This is a genomic window from Stenotrophomonas sp. YJH_SMC_37 (genome assembly GCF_059370035.1).
On sequence record NZ_JCAFTG010000022.1, the window covers coordinates 1 to 16017 of the forward strand.

Consider the following 16017-nt stretch of genomic DNA (forward strand, 5'->3'; position numbering starts at 1 on the left):
AATCAGAACTCTTGGAAGATCGGCTCACTGCAATCCGTGTACTTGATCGTGCACTGCCCACCGCCGTGAGCAGCACAGTACTTCAGAACCTCAGTGGAAGCGGCCTCTTTCGTTGGGCCGCCGGCCATTGAAATCAATCCACTAGAACCCGGAGCTGGATCCGCGTAAGCGACGCACTGATTCTTATACGTTATCCCTACAGAGCAATCTTTCGCACCATATGTCGCACAGCGGGACTGAGCCTCAGCGACGGCCTCCGCCTTTGATCTCTTTCCAACCGAAGCTCCCACATCACCGGTCACAACAGAACGGGATATGGCTCCCCAGGTCTTGATCCACTTCCCTATCGCACGCGGCCCGGAACTCCCCTCACCCTGAGAGGCTGGAATCGGGGCACAGCCTCCCGCACCCTGCCCGCCAATCGGATACTGACCTGGCGGGCAGCGCCCCTCCCCATATGCAACTAGTGGGGCAAGCAACAGAAGAATCAGCAATAGAAAATTATTCATTCTCATAAGAAACCACTCGACAGCAGATCAAGAATTTGCGCCAACTTGCGGGCGACGCATCAAGTTAACGATTCACTCCGCGAAGGCCTGTGTCGTGAATCGTTGGCGCTGAGTTCTGCGGCAAAGTCATGCGAGCTGTCCCGGAAGCCGCATCCTGACCCGCCGTCGGAGCCTCAGTACTGCTAGAAGGCTTCGGAGGAGCGTAATAGCTACCCGGCGGCTGCCCACTCGGTCCCGGTGCCTGAGCCACCGGGCTACCACCTATCTGCGAATATGCCATGAAGCTACCCAAGGTGCCCTGGAAGAACATGGCCGCCATTGGGGGCGCAGTCAGAATCAAGGTCGTCAGAATCAGGCCCATGCCGCCCTGCTGCATCGCCTGACTGGTCATACCGTCGCTGGAGGCCCCGTCAAGCAGGAACCTGTTCACCAGCGCCGTCGCCCAGAACGAGGAAGACACGCGGATCACCATATCCAATGCAATGGACACCATTGCCGACAGCACCGCCATCGAGAACATGGTCCCGATTCCGTAGAAGAGCCATCGCTGGAACAATTGTTTGGTCTGATCGAACAACAGACAGAGGATGAACAGTGGGCCGAAACCGATGAACAACGCCATCGCGACCTCATAGAGCAACAGCATCGAGCCAGCAGTCACCGCCGGGCCGCCCGTACCCAAGCCGATGAACCACATGGCTCGTGTCTTGTCTTCCTGCAGCCCCGGGTCATTCAGGATCTTGATTCCATCCACACTGGACAGCGCAACCTGCATCCAGGCCAAGCTCTTGTCGATCTGCTCCTCGGGCTTCTGATCCTTCCCGGTAACGACATGGGTGATGAGACCCTTCACGTCCTCGGTCAGGAATTCATGAAGATCCCGGCCAAACATGCCCATGCTTGTCGCTACAGCCACGATAAGTGCGGCGCGCGCCATGTTGGTCACCAAGATCATCATCGAATCGCGGCTGCGTCCGGTGACGATACGATAGCCCTGAATGAGGACCCACAAGGTCATGAGGGTCAGCGCCATTCCGCCCACCCACGCCATCATGTTGTCCATGACGTCGAAGCCGAACTTGCCGATTCGCTCCCGCAGATAGTCCAGGATGAGCTTGAAGAAAACGAAGTCGCCGACCGACTGGACGCGCGCCACGTGCCCCATCAAATCCTGGAATCCGCCCGAAAAATCAAAGTTGGCAATCGACCTGATCGTCATACCCACATTCCCTTGGTGATACCGCTATCGCTTGAGGCGCCCCGTAGGGACTCGAACCTCAGGTGCTTCATTCCACGCATCAGTCGATGGACAACGCCGTCTTCAGCGCTGCTGTCTTGACCAGGTCACTGATGACGGTCTTGGTTGGATCGCCCTTGAGCGCAGACTGGGCCACGACCTTCTGATTGGCCTCCATCACATCGATGTAGGCGTCGTATGCCTTGATCCGGGCTTCAAAGTTCTTGATCGTTGCGTTCATTTCGTTCGCAGTACGCATCGAGTCGTTCGCCACTGCGTTCATGTCACCGAGCCGATTGCTACCAAAACGCAACTGCGCGATGTCATCCATGCTCTTCAGGAACGCAGGCCCGGTCGTCTGCATGAAGTAAACCGCATCGTTGTATTTGCGATTCTGCATCATGCGGATGTTCACGCAGATCTGCGTCTGCTGGCTCTTCCAGTCGCCCTTTGAATTGAAAATGATGTTGGGCAGCATGTCTTTCAAATCTGCGCCCGTGCCACAGGTTTCAGCGACCAGGTACTTGGGCGAAACGGGCGTCAGCTGTGCAGCGGAAGGAAGACCGAAGTTGTTGACGATACCCTGCACCTGAACCAGCATCTCGCCATACTCCTTGATGGTCTGGTTCCAGTCCTGAAGCCACTGTGTATTTTCTCTGACGAACTGGGTCTTCTCCTGCACCTTGGACTGCAGGGTATTGAACTGGTTCCAGATGTGCTGCATCAGCGCTGGACCGGTTTCCTGCACCGGACCAAATGCCCCAGCATTGGTGGCAGACAGCGCCAAGGCAACACCCAGCACCTTGGCCACCGGCTTGAGTACCTTGCGGGCGCTGGCCCGACGCTTGACGATGTTCATGGCAAAACTCCTGTTGTTCAGATTGACATCCACTTGCCTGTCTCCTGCTTGCGCTGCCATCAGGCAGCGTCGGAACGGGGTTCCTTCCCCGAACCCTTCCGGTTCTTGTAGAAATCTTCCAACCACTGTTCCGGCGTGAGCTCGTCCACGGTGATCCGATTGCGGACTGCAGCCGTCTGCAACACCCGATGCATGATGTCGATGTTGTCGGTCGAGGCCGAGATCACCGACAGGATGTCGTCCATCCCACGCAGGTTGAGCTGGCAGACGCTGGACGCATGGCCCTGCTTGACCAGGAAGCAGCGCGAGCGCTCGTCCAGGGCGGTAACCACCCTGAACTCGGCCTCGGTCAGCTTCAGGCCATCCATGTAGTCGCTCTTGCTGGCATTCGGGTTCGGCAGAAGGATCAGCGTGGCGGTCTGTTCGATCAGGGCGGCAGAGATATCGCTCTTCAGCGCGTCCTCCGGGCTCTGCGTTGCGAAGATGCCGAGACCATTCTGCTTACGGATGGTCTTCTGCTTGTTCTTCGCGAATTCCTTCAGGCCACCCTCGCCGTCCAGGATCTTCCAGAATTCGTCCATCACGTAGATCAGCGGACGACCATCGATCAACGACTCCAGGCGGTGCAGCAGGTAATTGATGACCGGCACGCGCACTTCGGGATTGTCGATGATGTCGGTGTAGTCGAAGCCGATGATGTTGGCCTTGCTCAGGTCAACGGTATCCACCGGATTGTCGAACACCCAGCCCAGCGAATTGCCCGAGGTCCAGCGGCGCATGCGTGCATAGAGCCCATCGTCGCCCATGTTGGGCAGGCTCTTCTGGAAGTTGGTCATGCTGCGCAGGTGCATCGGCGTATCGAGCATGCTTTCCACTGCGCGGTAGATGTCCTCTTCCTCGCGCGCACTGTACTCACGCTTGCCGGCCAGCACCTTGATCAAGTCGGCCAGGAACTGAACGTTGGCTTCATTGTTCTCGCATTGGAACGGGTTGAAGCCGGTCGGCGCGCCGTTCTCCAGAGCCAGATAGTTACCACCGCAGGCACGGACGAAGATCTCCGCACCACGGTCCTTGTCGAAGAAGAAGATGGTCGGCGACGGCTCGTACTTCTGCACCTGGCTGAGCAGGAAGTTGATCAGCGCAGTCTTACCGGTACCCGACTTACCAATCACCATGGTGTTGGCGATCGCCTTCTCGCCCAACGAGTTCTCTGACGGATGGGTCGCGTGGAAATTGAAGTAGTACGGCTGGCCGTTGGTGGTCTGCAGCGTGGTGACGCAGTCGCCCCACGGGTTGTTGTGCTGCTTGCCGGTAGCAAAATTGTGCAGCGGCGACAGCCCCAGGAAGTTCAGCGAGCTGACATTGGCCAGGCGGGTGCGGTAGCGCCAGTTGGCTGGCAGCTGCGAATAGAAGGACGAGGTGACGGCCAGATCTTCCTTGGTCGACACAAAACCGGCATTGGACAGCTCGGCGCGCGTCGTGGCCACGTTCTGTGACAGCTTGGCCTGGCTGTCGCCGTAGACCGCCATGATGAAGTGATACTCGCCGAGCACGAAATTGCCCGACGAGAGCTGATCCATCGCCTGGTCCAGCTCGACGATCTGGCTGACCGCCTTGTCGCCGGAGGAGATCATCATGCCCTTGGTGCGGTCGAGCACCTTGAGCGCGTCCTGGCGCCCCATCGGGCTGAACGAATGGGTGATGACGTACTCGTAGTCCAGGTACTTCAGGCCGTTGAGGATGCCCGGGTACGTTCCCTCAGCATATTCCTTGATGTTCAGGATGGCGCCGAAGTGGTTGGCACCGTTGGGGGTGTTGATGACGAAGTCACCGGTCTTGGCCGAAAACATGTGCCGGCTCACTGGCAGGTAGTCCTTGATCGGTGCCGACAGCACCGGCACCGGCTCGTCGATGCGATTGATCAGGTAGCCGAACAGCTCTAGCGTTTCAGAGAACACCACGCCGTTCTTTGCCTCGTACATTCCCAGGCGGTACGGCGCATAGTCGCGGATGACGGCCTCGACGTTGCCGGCCAGCTCCATCAACTTTTCTACTGCCTGCTCCTGCTCGGCGCGCAGCTTGTCCACGTTCGCCGACTTCTCGACGAAACGCTTACCCGCCACCACGGGGCGGTAGATCATGGTCAGGTACAGCTCGTTCTGCATGATGCGCTGTGAGGACAACATGCCCATGTACTGATCGGACACATCCTGGTTGAAGCGCTGCTTGTAGTTGCTCCTGCCCTTCAGGGTCCGGCGACGACGGATGTCGTGCACCCAGAAGGCGACGTTGACGAAATCCGGCGCGCGCAGCGTCTGCAGCAGGCGGTTGAACGTGTTGTGGCGATGCTCAAGCTCCCACTCCTCACGGCCGACGAACGGCAGCCCTTCCAGATGCCAGGTCAGCAGGTAGTCGCCGCCCGTGGTCTTGACCACGTTCGGGGCGACGTGCGACGACAATGGAATGAACTCGCTGATGGAGGTGTCTGGGCTGAACATACGACTGCTTCCAAAGAGGTACTGCCAAAAAGTTTCAACAGACCCGACGGGCGCGGACGCCCGCCAGGCCGGATCCGGACCTCAATCCATTCGGGCCGGCTTGTCGCGGTAATGGTTGGGGTTGAACACCCACATGCCATCGTGTTCCTGCACGTTGCGGACTTTCAGCTTGAACATCAGGCGCAGGCCCAACAGGCGGAAGATCATTTCGTCACGCTTGGCCATCTGCCGCATGATGAAGACCGCCACCGGAATGGTGAGCAGGAACCAGAAGTTCGTGTACATGCTGAGCAGCAGCAAGCCACCTGCCACCATGAAAAATGGCAGATAGGGCACGCCCAGGAACATCGCTGGGCGCGTGCAGCCGCGGAACACGACGTTCTTATGCACTGTAGTACTGGATCACATGGTTGATCAGGTAGGAGGTGCTGGTGCCACCACCACACTTGCCGTCGCTACCATCACCCAGCAGCATGCGCGCGATCTGGCCCGCAGCGCCGATCAGCACGCCGCCGATCAGAATCGGTGCAACGTCAGCGATGCGCTTGTGCGCGAACGCGATCTGATAACCGGCGAAGATCACCGCGATGGTGACCACGGCGATCGAGGCGATGTTCAGCAGGCCGTTGATGTTGTTGAAGAAGCCGCACACCTTCTTGTCGGTGCCGCCGAAGTCGACGGCACCGTTGGCGAAGACCTGCGGGGCGAACATGGCGCCGACGAAAACCGTGGCCATCAGCAGGGTCTTCAGCGTGCGCTGGGCCTGGACGAGGTCGAGATTGGATCGCTTCATGGATTGATTTCCTTGTTGATGGACTAACACAACTGAATCGGCCAGCCGGGGGACTGGCCGCACCACGACTTCGTCAGAACACGAAGGCCGCATCCCCTGCGGGAATCTGCTGCACCGGTGCGGTCTGCACCGGCGCGTTGTACGAATTGTCGGCACCCGCTACAGGCTGGTTCCGCTCGCTCCAGGGCCGCAGCATCACGGGCCCCTCATTGGTGGCACCGGCAGCGCCCGGCAACTGCTGCGGCATGGCCATCGCCTGCGCAGCACGCTGTTTGGGCAGCTGCTGCGGCATGCCACCGGCCTGTTGCTGGGGATAGGTGGCCTCTTGGTTGGGCTGCGCCTGGGGCTGCATCATCCTGTCCACCGAACCCAGCACCACCTTGGACAGCGCCTGGTCGGCGAGATTCAGCAGACTGCCCCGCGCCATCGCACCGGGGGACGGGTATACGACATAGGCGCGTGCGGGATCTTCCGACGGCACGTACACCGGGCCATTGGACTGTGCAACGATGCGCGCCTGCGCCGGCGAAGCGAGCTGCGGATGATGCTCGACCTTCACTGCACGGCGCTCACCGCGACTGACCACGTCGATCGGTGCGACACCATTGCTGGCGACCTGCTGGCCGCGGCGGATCGAGTCGTAGATCTTCTGCACGTAGCCGTGACGGAAGCCGGTCTCGAAATTGCCCGAGTAGTAACAGCTGAACGACTTGCCCCAGTCACCACCGGAGCGCTTGTAGCACTCGGCGAGAATGCGCGAACCGGCCTGCAGGTTCGGGCACTGCTGGAAGGCCTTCTCGTAGGAATCCAGCCCGTATTTGCCCAGGTTGTAGCGATTGACCTGGGCCAACCCGATCGAGAAGTTGTAGCCCTTCTCTTCCAGCATGCGCACCGTCGCCAGCGCTTCATCCAACGCCTTGGGCTGACGCACCAGTGCACCGCCGACCACGCCGATGGCATACGGGTTGCGCGACGACTCCACGTTGATGACGTGTTGCATCACGTCCATCGAGACGGCCATTTCCGGGCACGCCATCATTTCCAGTCCTGGCAGCATTGGTCAGCCCTCCTGCCCCTGGGCACGCCCAGGATTGAAGTCGATGCCGGTGATGTAGCGCGAGCCGGCATGCGCCTTGATATGCACGACGATGTCGATGGTCATCATCAACAACCGCTTGATCACGTTGAACTCCAGGCCCGAACCTTCGGCTGAAGCCTTCACCATCAGCGCCAGCTGGTCCCAGGTCTGCTCCGGGCTGCCGGCATGGCAGCTGGTGATCGAGCCCGGGTGGCCGGACGCGCAGTTGCGGATGAAGTAGAACGCTTCGTCACCGCGCAGCTCGGCCAGGATGATGCGTTCGGGCTTCATGCGCAGGCAGGCTTCCATGCAGCTCTTGGCCGTCACATTGCTGGTGCTCTGCCCGCCCTTGGAATACAACAGGTGCACCACGTTGGGCTGGGTCAGAAACAGCTCGCGTGCGTCCTCGATGGTGACCAGGCGCTCGTTGTCCGGGATATGGTTGACCAGCGCCTTCATGAAGGTGGTCTTGCCGCTGCCGGTCGCGCCGGATACCACGATGTTCTTGCGGTACATCACCGCACGCCGGAAGAACTCGGCGTACTCTCGCGAATGACGCAGCTCCAGCAGTTCGCGATCCTGCTCGCTGATGCTGCCGTCGCTTTCCAGAATCTGGTTGAAGAAGCCGTCTTCGTGATACTGCGTGAGCGACTTGGTGTGCTTGGAAGGCAAACGGATGGTGATCGACACCTTCCCCGCGTCACAGGCCGGCGGAATCACGAACTGCGCACGCTGGCCGGTGGGGAACGTGAGCGACACCACCGGATCGGCATCGGTGATGCGCTGGCCGGTGTTGCTCTCGTTCACCACTGCCGTGCAGAACTGCCGGGCCCGCTCGAACGTCAGGCTCGGCACCTCCACCCGCTGCCACCCCGCCCGGGTTTCCAGGTACAGCTCGCCGGGACGGTTGATGCAGATTTCCGTCACTTCCGGAGAAGTCATGTACTCGGCGATGCCCAGCACTTCGTACTGATAGCGCAGGAAATCGCTGGAGACGAGGGCGAGGGGGGACACTTCGGCGTCCATGATCGTTCGTTGGGTTACCGGCGGGGGTTCAGCACGTTGGTGAAGTCAACGTCCTTTGCAACGTAGACGTTCACGATCGTGCCCTGGTTGATGGTGACGGTCGGCGGACGACGCTGGCTCAGCGATTCATTGGCCAAGCGCTCCATGGTGCGTGCGGTGGCGCTCTCATAGGGCGACTGGATGGTCATGCCGTTATTCGCCACGGTAGTGGTTTCCGGGCCATGCTCTGCAGCGGCGTACTTGAACGCATCCGCCAGCAGACTGATCATCAGCGCCGAGGCGATACGGCTGCCCCAGTGCGCGCTGTACTGGCCCGGATGCCCGGCGCCGCCCAGCTGATCCACGCCCGGACTGGACATGGCCACGTCGATACCATTCGGCGTAGTGATGCGATCCCAGATCACTTCCACCCGCTTGCCGGTGGGACCGCCGCCATAGGCGCCATAGATCTTGGAGCCCTTCGGCAGCAGAAGATTGCGGCCGTTGATCGAGTACACCGGTTCGGTCAGCAGGCACGAAGTGTAGCCCGCGATATCGGTGATGATGCGGGTTTCCAGCACGCAACGCAGGTAGGTACCCCGCACCAGCAGCGCATCGGGACTGCGGATGTAGCTGGCATTGGACACGTCATCAACATCGGGGCCGCGACGAACCCGGGCCGGCGCTGCATTCTGCTGTCCACCCATCATCTGGGCCTGGAGGCGAAGGGTACGGGTCAGCTCGTCTTCCTGGCCCCCCTGCCCATCACCGCCCGCGCTGTCGCCAGCACCAACGAAGCCGTTCCCCGACGCTCCCATCCGGCGCTCGGCGAGCGTCGGACCCCGCGGGGCTTCGCGCTCGCTCATGCTGAAGGCCGGTTCTGCGCGAGTAGGCCCGGACGGCGGCGGCGGCAGCATCGGAATCGGGTCAACGGGCTGCATCGCCTGAGACGGAACCGGATCCGTCTGCACAGCGTCCGGCAGCGTCGGCGTGGACACACGCGCGACTTCCGGCACTTTCTGTGCAGCGTCCTTGTCATCCTGGCCCTTGCGGAACAGCAGGAAGCCCATGGCCACCAACAGCAACACGATGCCACCGAGGAACAGCAGCGCCTTCCGGTTCAGCCGCTGCTCTTCGGCCGAGCGCAGCTGCGGCGCGGCCGCGTCCAGATCCGGCGCCGGCTCGGCCTGGGCCGTGCCGAAGTAGGGATTCGACGGCGCGTCCGCGGCACCCTGTGCGCCGTACGGGCTCTGGCTCTCGTCGCGTCCATTGTTCGGGTCGTTTCCGGGAGTGTTCTGCTGGCTCATTTCTTCACGTTCCTTCGCAGGCCGACGACGAAGTCGCCGTGGCGGATGACCAGGTACGGGTAGGTCCCGTGCACGATCAGCGTATTGCCTTCAACCGTGGTGTTGACCACAAAGTCTTCACCGTATTCCGTTTCACGACCAAACACGGCCGGGAAGATGCCGGTCTTGTACTCCGGCGAATTCGGCAGTTTCAGGTAGGTGAAACGGCTATCGTCGTAGGCGTTGACCGGGATCAGCCACCCCATCTTCTTCGCCTTGCTGGTCGAATAGGAGTAGTTGAAGTTGTACTGGCGGTCCTTGGCCAGTTCCGAGCTCAACAGCGGTTTGGCCTCTTCCTCCACCGCTTCCTGGGCGACACCGAACACGGTGTCGTTGGGATAGACGAAGGCGATCTTGTACTGCACGCCTGCACGACGGGCCTGCTCCAGCTGGCGCCAGTCGGTGGCCACCACCTTCAGTTCGAAGATGTAGGAATGGGTCTCGGTGCGCACCATCATGTTGGTGTCGACGTCGACGTTCTTCGGCTTGAGGTAGAACACGTTCTCGCGACGGGTCAGTTCCCAGCCGCTGCTGAAGCCGGTGCTGTAGTCGAGGATCTTCTCGTTCGGGCTCAACTCGATCTGGGTGGTCAGGCCCAGGCCGGTGCGAACCGGATAGATGCGGTCCTTCTCGTACTCGTAGTGGTCAACCGCCTGCGCCATCGCCGCTGCTGAGAACAGCAACGACAACATCGACAGCAGCGCCAGCGCGCTTCCCCTGATATTTCGACTACTCATCGGTTGCTTGCTCCATCAGCAGTTCCGGTGGAATTGTTCTGCGCCGGCCTCATGGCCGGCTGTCCGGGCATGGCCTGCCCCGGCATTGCTTGCCCCTGCACCGGCTGACCCGGCATCGGTTGGCCCTGTACAGGCTGTCCCGGCATTGCCTGGCCCGGTACCTGGCCGTTGGCTGGCACCGCGACCGGCTGGCCGGTGGCCGGGTCGATCATGGTGGCTGCGGCCGGATTGTTGGGATCGTAGACACCCTGTGCCTGCTGCGCCGCCTGTGCGGCCTGCTGCGCCTGCGCCTGCATGGCACCGTCATCCGGCACCGGCACGCCACGCGAATAGTCGTTGTCGACGCGGTACTCGGTGACCTGGAAGGCCAGCGGATTGAGGATGCGATCCTGTTCGGACAACGCCAGGTTCTGGTTGTACTCGAAGCGCATCGTCACCAGCTGGTTGTCCAGGTAGGTAGAGACGCCGGTGCGCTTGTCCAGCAGGCTGCGCTGGATGCGCACCGAAGCGCCGCGGAAGCTGCCGTTCGGCTCGGCACCCAATGGCGTGATGCTGAGGATCTTGACCCGGATGGCGCGCTCGCGACCGTACATCACGAACGGGTTCTGCGGATTGTTGCCGGCATAGCGGACACGCATGGACTGCGCCACCGGATCGGTGGACATCACGAACACCAGTTCCCAGTCACGCAGGCCCATCACCGCCGAGTCATACGATTCGCGCGCGAGCACGTACTGGGCGACGTTGCTGCGATTGATCGCTTCGTTGGTGGTGATCGTCTCGCCCTGGAAGGTGCCACTCAACCGCGCGACGGTCGCCGTACCCGTGTAGGCATCGGCCATCACCAGGAACGGCACCTTTTCCTTCAGCGGCAGCATGTAGTAGTAGCCGCCCGCCAGTGCGAGCGACATCAGCAATGAGCCTGTGGCGACCCACCATGCACGCCGCTCGCTGCGGCGTGCCATGTCGGCCACGGTGATCTCGTAGCTGACCGCCTTGGCGACCGACTGCTCGACCTTGGGGCTATTGCCGGGATCCTTCTTGCGGAACATGGATTCTTCCGTACTGCTGAAACATCAATGGGCGTGGCACCCCTGCGACAGGCGCGGGGAGCGGCACGTTCGATGATTTCGAGGTGGACTCAGGTGCCGCTGTTGGAATCAGCGCCCTGCGCCGACGCGGTCGGCGTCGAGCCAGCGCTCTGCACAACGATCTGGTTGCCAACGATGGAGACCGAGATACCCTGCGCCGAATAGGCCGATGTCAGATCGATCACGGCCTGCTGCGCGTTGGTCGTATCGATCTTCGAGACCGCGCCATACAGGGTGAAATCCGAGCTGAGGCGGTAGTCCAGCGTGCGCCCGGAATCCTTGGCCCAGCGCTCGAGCATGGCTTTGAGCGTGCCATCCATCGGCGAGGCCTGGTAGACGTAGCTGGAGTACAGCGGAATTTCGGTCGTTGTCGCAGCAAAGCGGTTGACCGGCTTCCAGCGGCCTCCGAAATCGGGAGCGGACTTGGTGGCGCAACCGGCCACCATCAACGCCGCCACTGCGGCGATGGACATTTTCGCGATAAACGCCTGATTCATACGGGCTTCACTTTGACGTACGAAAAAGCAGTCCCGAGCATTGGTCCCCTGGTCGTCCGGCGCTGCATCGCGCACGCCGGAATCAGAGGGATGCGCTGCGTGCGGCACACCCACTCCGGCTCCCCTGCAGCCAACGGCTGCCAACCAAGTTGCGGGGCCGCCGGACATAGCCGACAACCCACCCGCATACCTCACCAACGTCGAAACCATCCTTGTTTCCATGGCACAAACTCCTGGCCACCCTACTGCCACATCTTTGACATCCAGCACACATTTCTGGACGACAGACATAGGGTCGCACAACCACGCGTCAATTCCATGTCAGACAAGTCTGAAAATCTATGAACAAATGCCGAATTCTTGACTTACCTCACGTTTTCACTTCAGTGAATATGAATCCAAGTCACAAATTTAGCGTCGTGAATTAGACGTTAAGCATCGGAACATCGACCTTCGGCAGCAGTCTGGACGTGAAATAGCGATCCTTGTAATAGCGGATCTTGTCGCATTTCACCGGATGCGGTATGCCTTCGTAGAGGAACACTTCCTTGTCGGGCCCCATCGCCTTCAGCTCCTGCGGCAGCATCAGTGCACGCCGCTCTTCGGTGAAGTTGTGGGTCTTCTCTCTGGCATGCGTGACGTTCTTCTTGCGCACCGTGGTGTAGCCCAGCATGTCCGAATAGTCGTTGGCATCCTGCTGCTCACGCGGCGCGTACAGGATCTGCAGGGCATGGTTGGTGATGATCGTGCGCGAGACTTCGCGGCCGTATGTGGCATCGAGCTGGGCCATGCTCTGGATGATCGGCAGCAGGCGGATGTTGTAGCCAGCCATGTAGGACACCGCCGAGGCGATGATCTCGACTTTGCCGATCGAGGTGAATTCGTCCATCAGCAGCAGGCACTGGTACTTCAGGTCCGGGTTGGACCTGGGCAGTTCCTTGGTATTGAGGTTGATCAGCTGGCTGAAGAACAGGTTGATGATCAGCCGGCTCTCGGCCAGCTTGTTCGGCTGGATGCCGATGTAGATGGTCATCTTCTTCTTGCGGACGTCGGTCAGCAGGAAATCGTTGCTGCTGGTGGCCTTGTCCAGCACCGGGTTGATCCAGGGGTTCAGCGGCTCCTTGAAGGTGCCCAGGATCGAGGCGAAGGTCTCGTCCGCCTGCGACAGCATGTTGGCGAAGGCCGAACGTGCGTTGGCACTGAGGAACGGCCGCTCCGACAGGGTCTTGAGGTACTTCTTCAGGTCGGTCCCGTCGCCGGAGGACAACCGATACACCGCGCCGAGCGTGGGCGTGCCGGCGCCCCCCGGGAAACCGCTGCTGCGCTCGTCGTCCCAGTTCTCGAACAGGTACAGGGTGAAGGCCATGAACGCGTTGCGCGCCTGGCTGACCCAGAACTTCTGGTCCTCGGCCCCATCCGGATACAGCATCGCAGCGATGCTCATCAGGTCCGAGACGCGGAACGCCGGATCGTCGGAGACGTAGCTGAGCGGATTCCAGCGATGCGTTCGCCGGTCCTCGGCGAAAGGATTGAACAGGTAGATTTCCTGACCCTGGCTGGCGCGCCAGCCGCTGGTCAGGTCGAAGTTTTCCTGCTTGATGTCCAGCACCACCAGCGATTCGCCGTACTCCAGCAGGTTCGGGATGACCACGCCCACGCCTTTGCCCGAGCGGGTGGGCGCGGCCAGGATGACGAACTGCTGGCCATCCAGGCGCACCAGCTTGCCACCATGGCTGCCGACCACGATGCTCTGGCCAGTCTTCTTGAACATGCCATGCCTGGCCAGGTCGGCGCCGGTGGCAAAGCGTGCATCGCCGTGCAGCGAGCGCTTGTCCTTCTTCAGCAGCAGCACCAGGCCGGTCACCACCAATACCAGCAGCGGCAGGCCGAAGCCCACGTAGCCGGCCCATCGGATCTTGCCAACGAAGGGCGCGACCTGTGGCTGGTCCAGCGCGTTGAAGTACTGGTAGTAGGTGTTCCAGGTGAACAGCTTGGTATCCAGGCCCAGGAACAGCAGCGTCAGGTAGCCGGAAAACACGAAACCAAGCAGCAGGGTCGCCAGCGTGATGATGGCGATGAGCAGATACTTCTTACTGGGCAACACCCGAATCCTCCATGATGCGCACGAGGGCGCGACGGCCTAGCGGCGGCGCCAGCGCGACGCCTTTTTCCGCAGGTGATTTTCGTTCTCCAGCCCGGGCTCTTCGCCCTCTTCACGCACCCGTTGCAACAGCAACTGGCGCGCTTCGGCCAGCGATACCAGGTCGGTCAGACGATCCCCATCGTCGGCGACGACCGCATGGCCGACCACATCGCCCGGAGCGTACACCGGCTCGTGGGACACCGCTACCAGCTGGTAGCGGCCACGGGTTTCCAGCACATGCCTGAATTCCTGCATCGAACTCCTCCTCCTCGGGGCGACGCCGCGCCCCTGCCCAGCCATCATGCCCATCGCAGTGTCATCGCCGCATCGACAACCGCTCCTGCTTTTGCGCGAAACTGTGCGCCGATATCCAACGAGACCGATATGGACTGGGTAGCACTTGCCCGCACCCTGGCCACCGAGGCGCACGCCGGCCAGATGGACAAGGCCGGCCAGCCTTACATCGGCCATGTGGCACGGGTGGCGGCTGCGGTGCGCGGCGACGATGACGCCGAAGTGGTGGCGTGGCTGCATGATGTGGCCGAGGACTGCCCGGCGTTTGCCGCACGCATCGAGGCATTCCCCGCCCCGCTGCGCGAGGCGTTGCACCTGCTCAAGCGCGCCGCGGCCCCCGACGCGGACAGCTACTACGCGCGCATTGCCGCGCACCGCTGGCACTGAAGGTGAAGCGGGCCGATCTGGATGACAACGCCGATCCGCAGCGCCTGGCGATGCTCGACACGGCGACGGCCGGGCGCCTGCGCGGCAAGTACGCGCACGCCCGGGCAGCGCTGGGCATCTGACCAGGCCGCACGGACAGCGGGGGGCGGCGTGTCACTGATCGAACGCTGATTTACCTGAGCGCTGCTGCCCTTGTTGCGGTGCAGCAGTACAATGGGGGGCTCCCCCGCCCCGTCGCGCCCCCGCATGAGCCCCACCTCTTCCCTGGCTGCGCGGCTGACGCCCCGTCAGCGCACCCTGATCATCCTCGCCCTGTCTCTGGGTGGCTTCGCCATCGGGACCAGCGAGTTCGCCAGCATGGGCCTGATGCTGGAGATCAGTCGCGGCTTGTCGATCTCCGAAACGCAGGTCGGTCACCTGATCAGCGCCTATGCCATCGGCGTTGTCGTCGGTGCGCCGATCCTCGCCTTCGTGGGTGCCAGCTTCCCGCGCCGCAAGCTCTTGTTGGCGCTGATGGGCTTCTACGCGGTGGGCAACCTCGCCAGCGCGCTGGCACCCAATTACGGCACCATGCTGGCGGCACGCTTCGTCGCCGGCCTCCCGCATGGCGCCTACTTCGGCGTTGCGATGCTGGTGGCCGCGGCGATCAGCCCTGCCGGCCAGCGCGGCCAGGCGATGTCGCGGGTGCTGCTGGGCCTGTCGATCGCAATCCTGGTCGGCAACCCGCTGACCACCTGGCTGGGCCAGCAGCTGAGCTGGCGCACCGCCTTTGCCCTGGTCAGCGTGCTGGCCATCGCCACCGTGGCGATGATCGCCCGCTTCCTGCTGCCGGATCCGGACGAGGTGCGCACCTCGCCGATGCGCGAACTGCGCGCCTTCAACACGTCCCAGGTGTGGCTGGCGTTGGCAATCGGCGCAGTCGGCTTCGCTGGCATGTTCTGCGTGTTCACTTACCTGGCTCCGACCCTGGTGCAGGTCACCGGCGTGGCCGAATCGTGGATGCCGCTGGCGGTGGGCGTGTTCGGCATCGGCGCGATCATCGGCAACATCGCCGGTGGCTGGCTGGTGGACAGGTTCCACTTCAAGGCCGCCGCCGTGGTCCTGCTGTGGTCGATCCTGATGCTGCTGCTGTATCCGCTGGCCGCGCAGTCCGTGTGGACGATCGGCCCGATGATCATCACCGTCGGCACCATGGGCGCGCTGGCGGCAGTGCTGCAGACCCGCCTGATGGACGTGGCCGGTGAAGCACAGACGCTGGCGGCCGCCTCCAACCACGCCGCGTTCAATACCGCCAATGCGCTCGGCCCCTGGCTGGGCGGCATGGCGATCAGCGCCGGCTTCAGCCCGGCCAGCACCGGCTATGTCGGTGCGGCCACTGCCATTGGCGGCCTGCTGCTGTGGTGCGTGGCGGTGTCACTGGACAGGAAGCGTAAGGCCGCCGTCGCCGGCAGCCACTGAAGAACCGGCATTCACAGGCAAGTGGATGCCAGCGCCTTGACCAGCACGGCGCTTCGTACCGGCAGCACCTGCAATCTGCCGAGGG

The 16017-nt window shown here is 61.9% G+C and carries 16 protein-coding genes; 2 read left to right on the top strand and 14 right to left on the bottom strand.

Annotation, left to right across the window (positions count from 1 at the left end; all coding sequences use genetic code 11):
- Positions 1 to 2: 2 nt before the first annotated feature.
- The 14 genes from AC5P8J_RS19600 to AC5P8J_RS19665 all read right to left on the bottom strand — a co-directional run bounded on the left by AC5P8J_RS19600 (position 3) and on the right by AC5P8J_RS19665 (position 14048).
- A complete protein-coding gene (locus AC5P8J_RS19600; RefSeq protein WP_346469577.1) occupies positions 3 to 515 on the bottom strand; it encodes a DUF4189 domain-containing protein in 513 nt (170 codons plus the stop codon).
- A gap of 58 nt (positions 516 to 573) precedes the next feature.
- Entirely contained in the window at positions 574 to 1728 is a 1155-nt protein-coding gene (locus AC5P8J_RS19605) for a TrbL/VirB6 family protein (RefSeq protein ID WP_494540143.1), read from the bottom strand.
- Positions 1729 to 1807: 79 nt separating this feature from the next.
- Complete coding sequence (locus AC5P8J_RS19610; RefSeq protein WP_019660287.1) at positions 1808 to 2605, bottom strand: hypothetical protein; 798 nt, start codon at positions 2603 to 2605, stop codon at positions 1808 to 1810.
- A 59-nt stretch (positions 2606 to 2664) separates the two neighbouring features.
- Positions 2665 to 5103, bottom strand: coding sequence for a VirB4 family type IV secretion/conjugal transfer ATPase (locus AC5P8J_RS19615; RefSeq protein WP_155029776.1), 2439 nt, complete (start codon positions 5101 to 5103; stop codon positions 2665 to 2667).
- A gap of 81 nt (positions 5104 to 5184) precedes the next feature.
- Entirely contained in the window at positions 5185 to 5493 is a 309-nt protein-coding gene (locus AC5P8J_RS19620) for a VirB3 family type IV secretion system protein (protein WP_019660289.1), read from the bottom strand.
- Positions 5486 to 5896, bottom strand: coding sequence for a TrbC/VirB2 family protein (locus tag AC5P8J_RS19625; RefSeq protein WP_058981388.1), 411 nt, complete (start codon positions 5894 to 5896; stop codon positions 5486 to 5488). Before AC5P8J_RS19625 ends, AC5P8J_RS19620 begins: the two co-directional genes overlap by 8 nt.
- Before the next feature lie 73 nt (positions 5897 to 5969).
- Positions 5970 to 6953 carry a lytic transglycosylase domain-containing protein gene (locus AC5P8J_RS19630; RefSeq protein ID WP_171952776.1) on the bottom strand — a complete coding sequence of 328 codons (984 nt, stop codon included), beginning with the start codon at positions 6951 to 6953 and terminating at the stop codon, positions 5970 to 5972.
- 3 nt (positions 6954 to 6956) lie between these two features.
- Positions 6957 to 8000: a P-type DNA transfer ATPase VirB11 gene (gene virB11, locus AC5P8J_RS19635; protein ID WP_019660292.1), complete on the bottom strand. Its 1044-nt coding sequence runs from the start codon at positions 7998 to 8000 to the stop codon at positions 6957 to 6959.
- A gap of 14 nt (positions 8001 to 8014) precedes the next feature.
- Positions 8015 to 9286 (bottom strand): TrbI/VirB10 family protein, encoded by a 1272-nt coding sequence (locus AC5P8J_RS19640; protein WP_019660293.1) that lies wholly within the window; start codon positions 9284 to 9286, stop codon positions 8015 to 8017.
- A complete protein-coding gene (locus AC5P8J_RS19645) occupies positions 9283 to 10062 on the bottom strand; it encodes a TrbG/VirB9 family P-type conjugative transfer protein (RefSeq protein ID WP_021202792.1) in 780 nt (259 codons plus the stop codon). The genes AC5P8J_RS19640 and AC5P8J_RS19645 overlap by 4 nt, the downstream gene beginning before the upstream one ends.
- On the bottom strand, positions 10059 to 11114 hold the full coding sequence (locus AC5P8J_RS19650; protein ID WP_019660295.1) for a VirB8 family type IV secretion system protein: 1056 nt from the start codon (positions 11112 to 11114) through the stop codon (positions 10059 to 10061). Before AC5P8J_RS19650 ends, AC5P8J_RS19645 begins: the two co-directional genes overlap by 4 nt.
- An 89-nt stretch (positions 11115 to 11203) precedes the next feature.
- Complete coding sequence (locus AC5P8J_RS19655) at positions 11204 to 11650, bottom strand: hypothetical protein (protein WP_021202791.1); 447 nt, start codon at positions 11648 to 11650, stop codon at positions 11204 to 11206.
- 424 nt (positions 11651 to 12074) lie between these two features.
- Complete coding sequence (locus AC5P8J_RS19660) at positions 12075 to 13754, bottom strand: type IV secretory system conjugative DNA transfer family protein (RefSeq protein WP_019660297.1); 1680 nt, start codon at positions 13752 to 13754, stop codon at positions 12075 to 12077.
- Between the two features lie 36 nt (positions 13755 to 13790).
- On the bottom strand, positions 13791 to 14048 hold the full coding sequence (locus AC5P8J_RS19665; protein ID WP_019660298.1) for a hypothetical protein: 258 nt from the start codon (positions 14046 to 14048) through the stop codon (positions 13791 to 13793).
- Positions 14049 to 14177: 129 nt separating this feature from the next.
- On the opposite strand from AC5P8J_RS19665, the gene AC5P8J_RS19670 reads away from it, so the two are divergent.
- Entirely contained in the window at positions 14178 to 14474 is a 297-nt protein-coding gene (locus tag AC5P8J_RS19670) for a hypothetical protein (protein ID WP_239502473.1), read from the top strand.
- A 246-nt stretch (positions 14475 to 14720) separates the two neighbouring features.
- Entirely contained in the window at positions 14721 to 15932 is a 1212-nt protein-coding gene (locus tag AC5P8J_RS19675; protein WP_019660299.1) for an MFS transporter, read from the top strand.
- Positions 15933 to 16017: the final 85 nt, after the last annotated feature.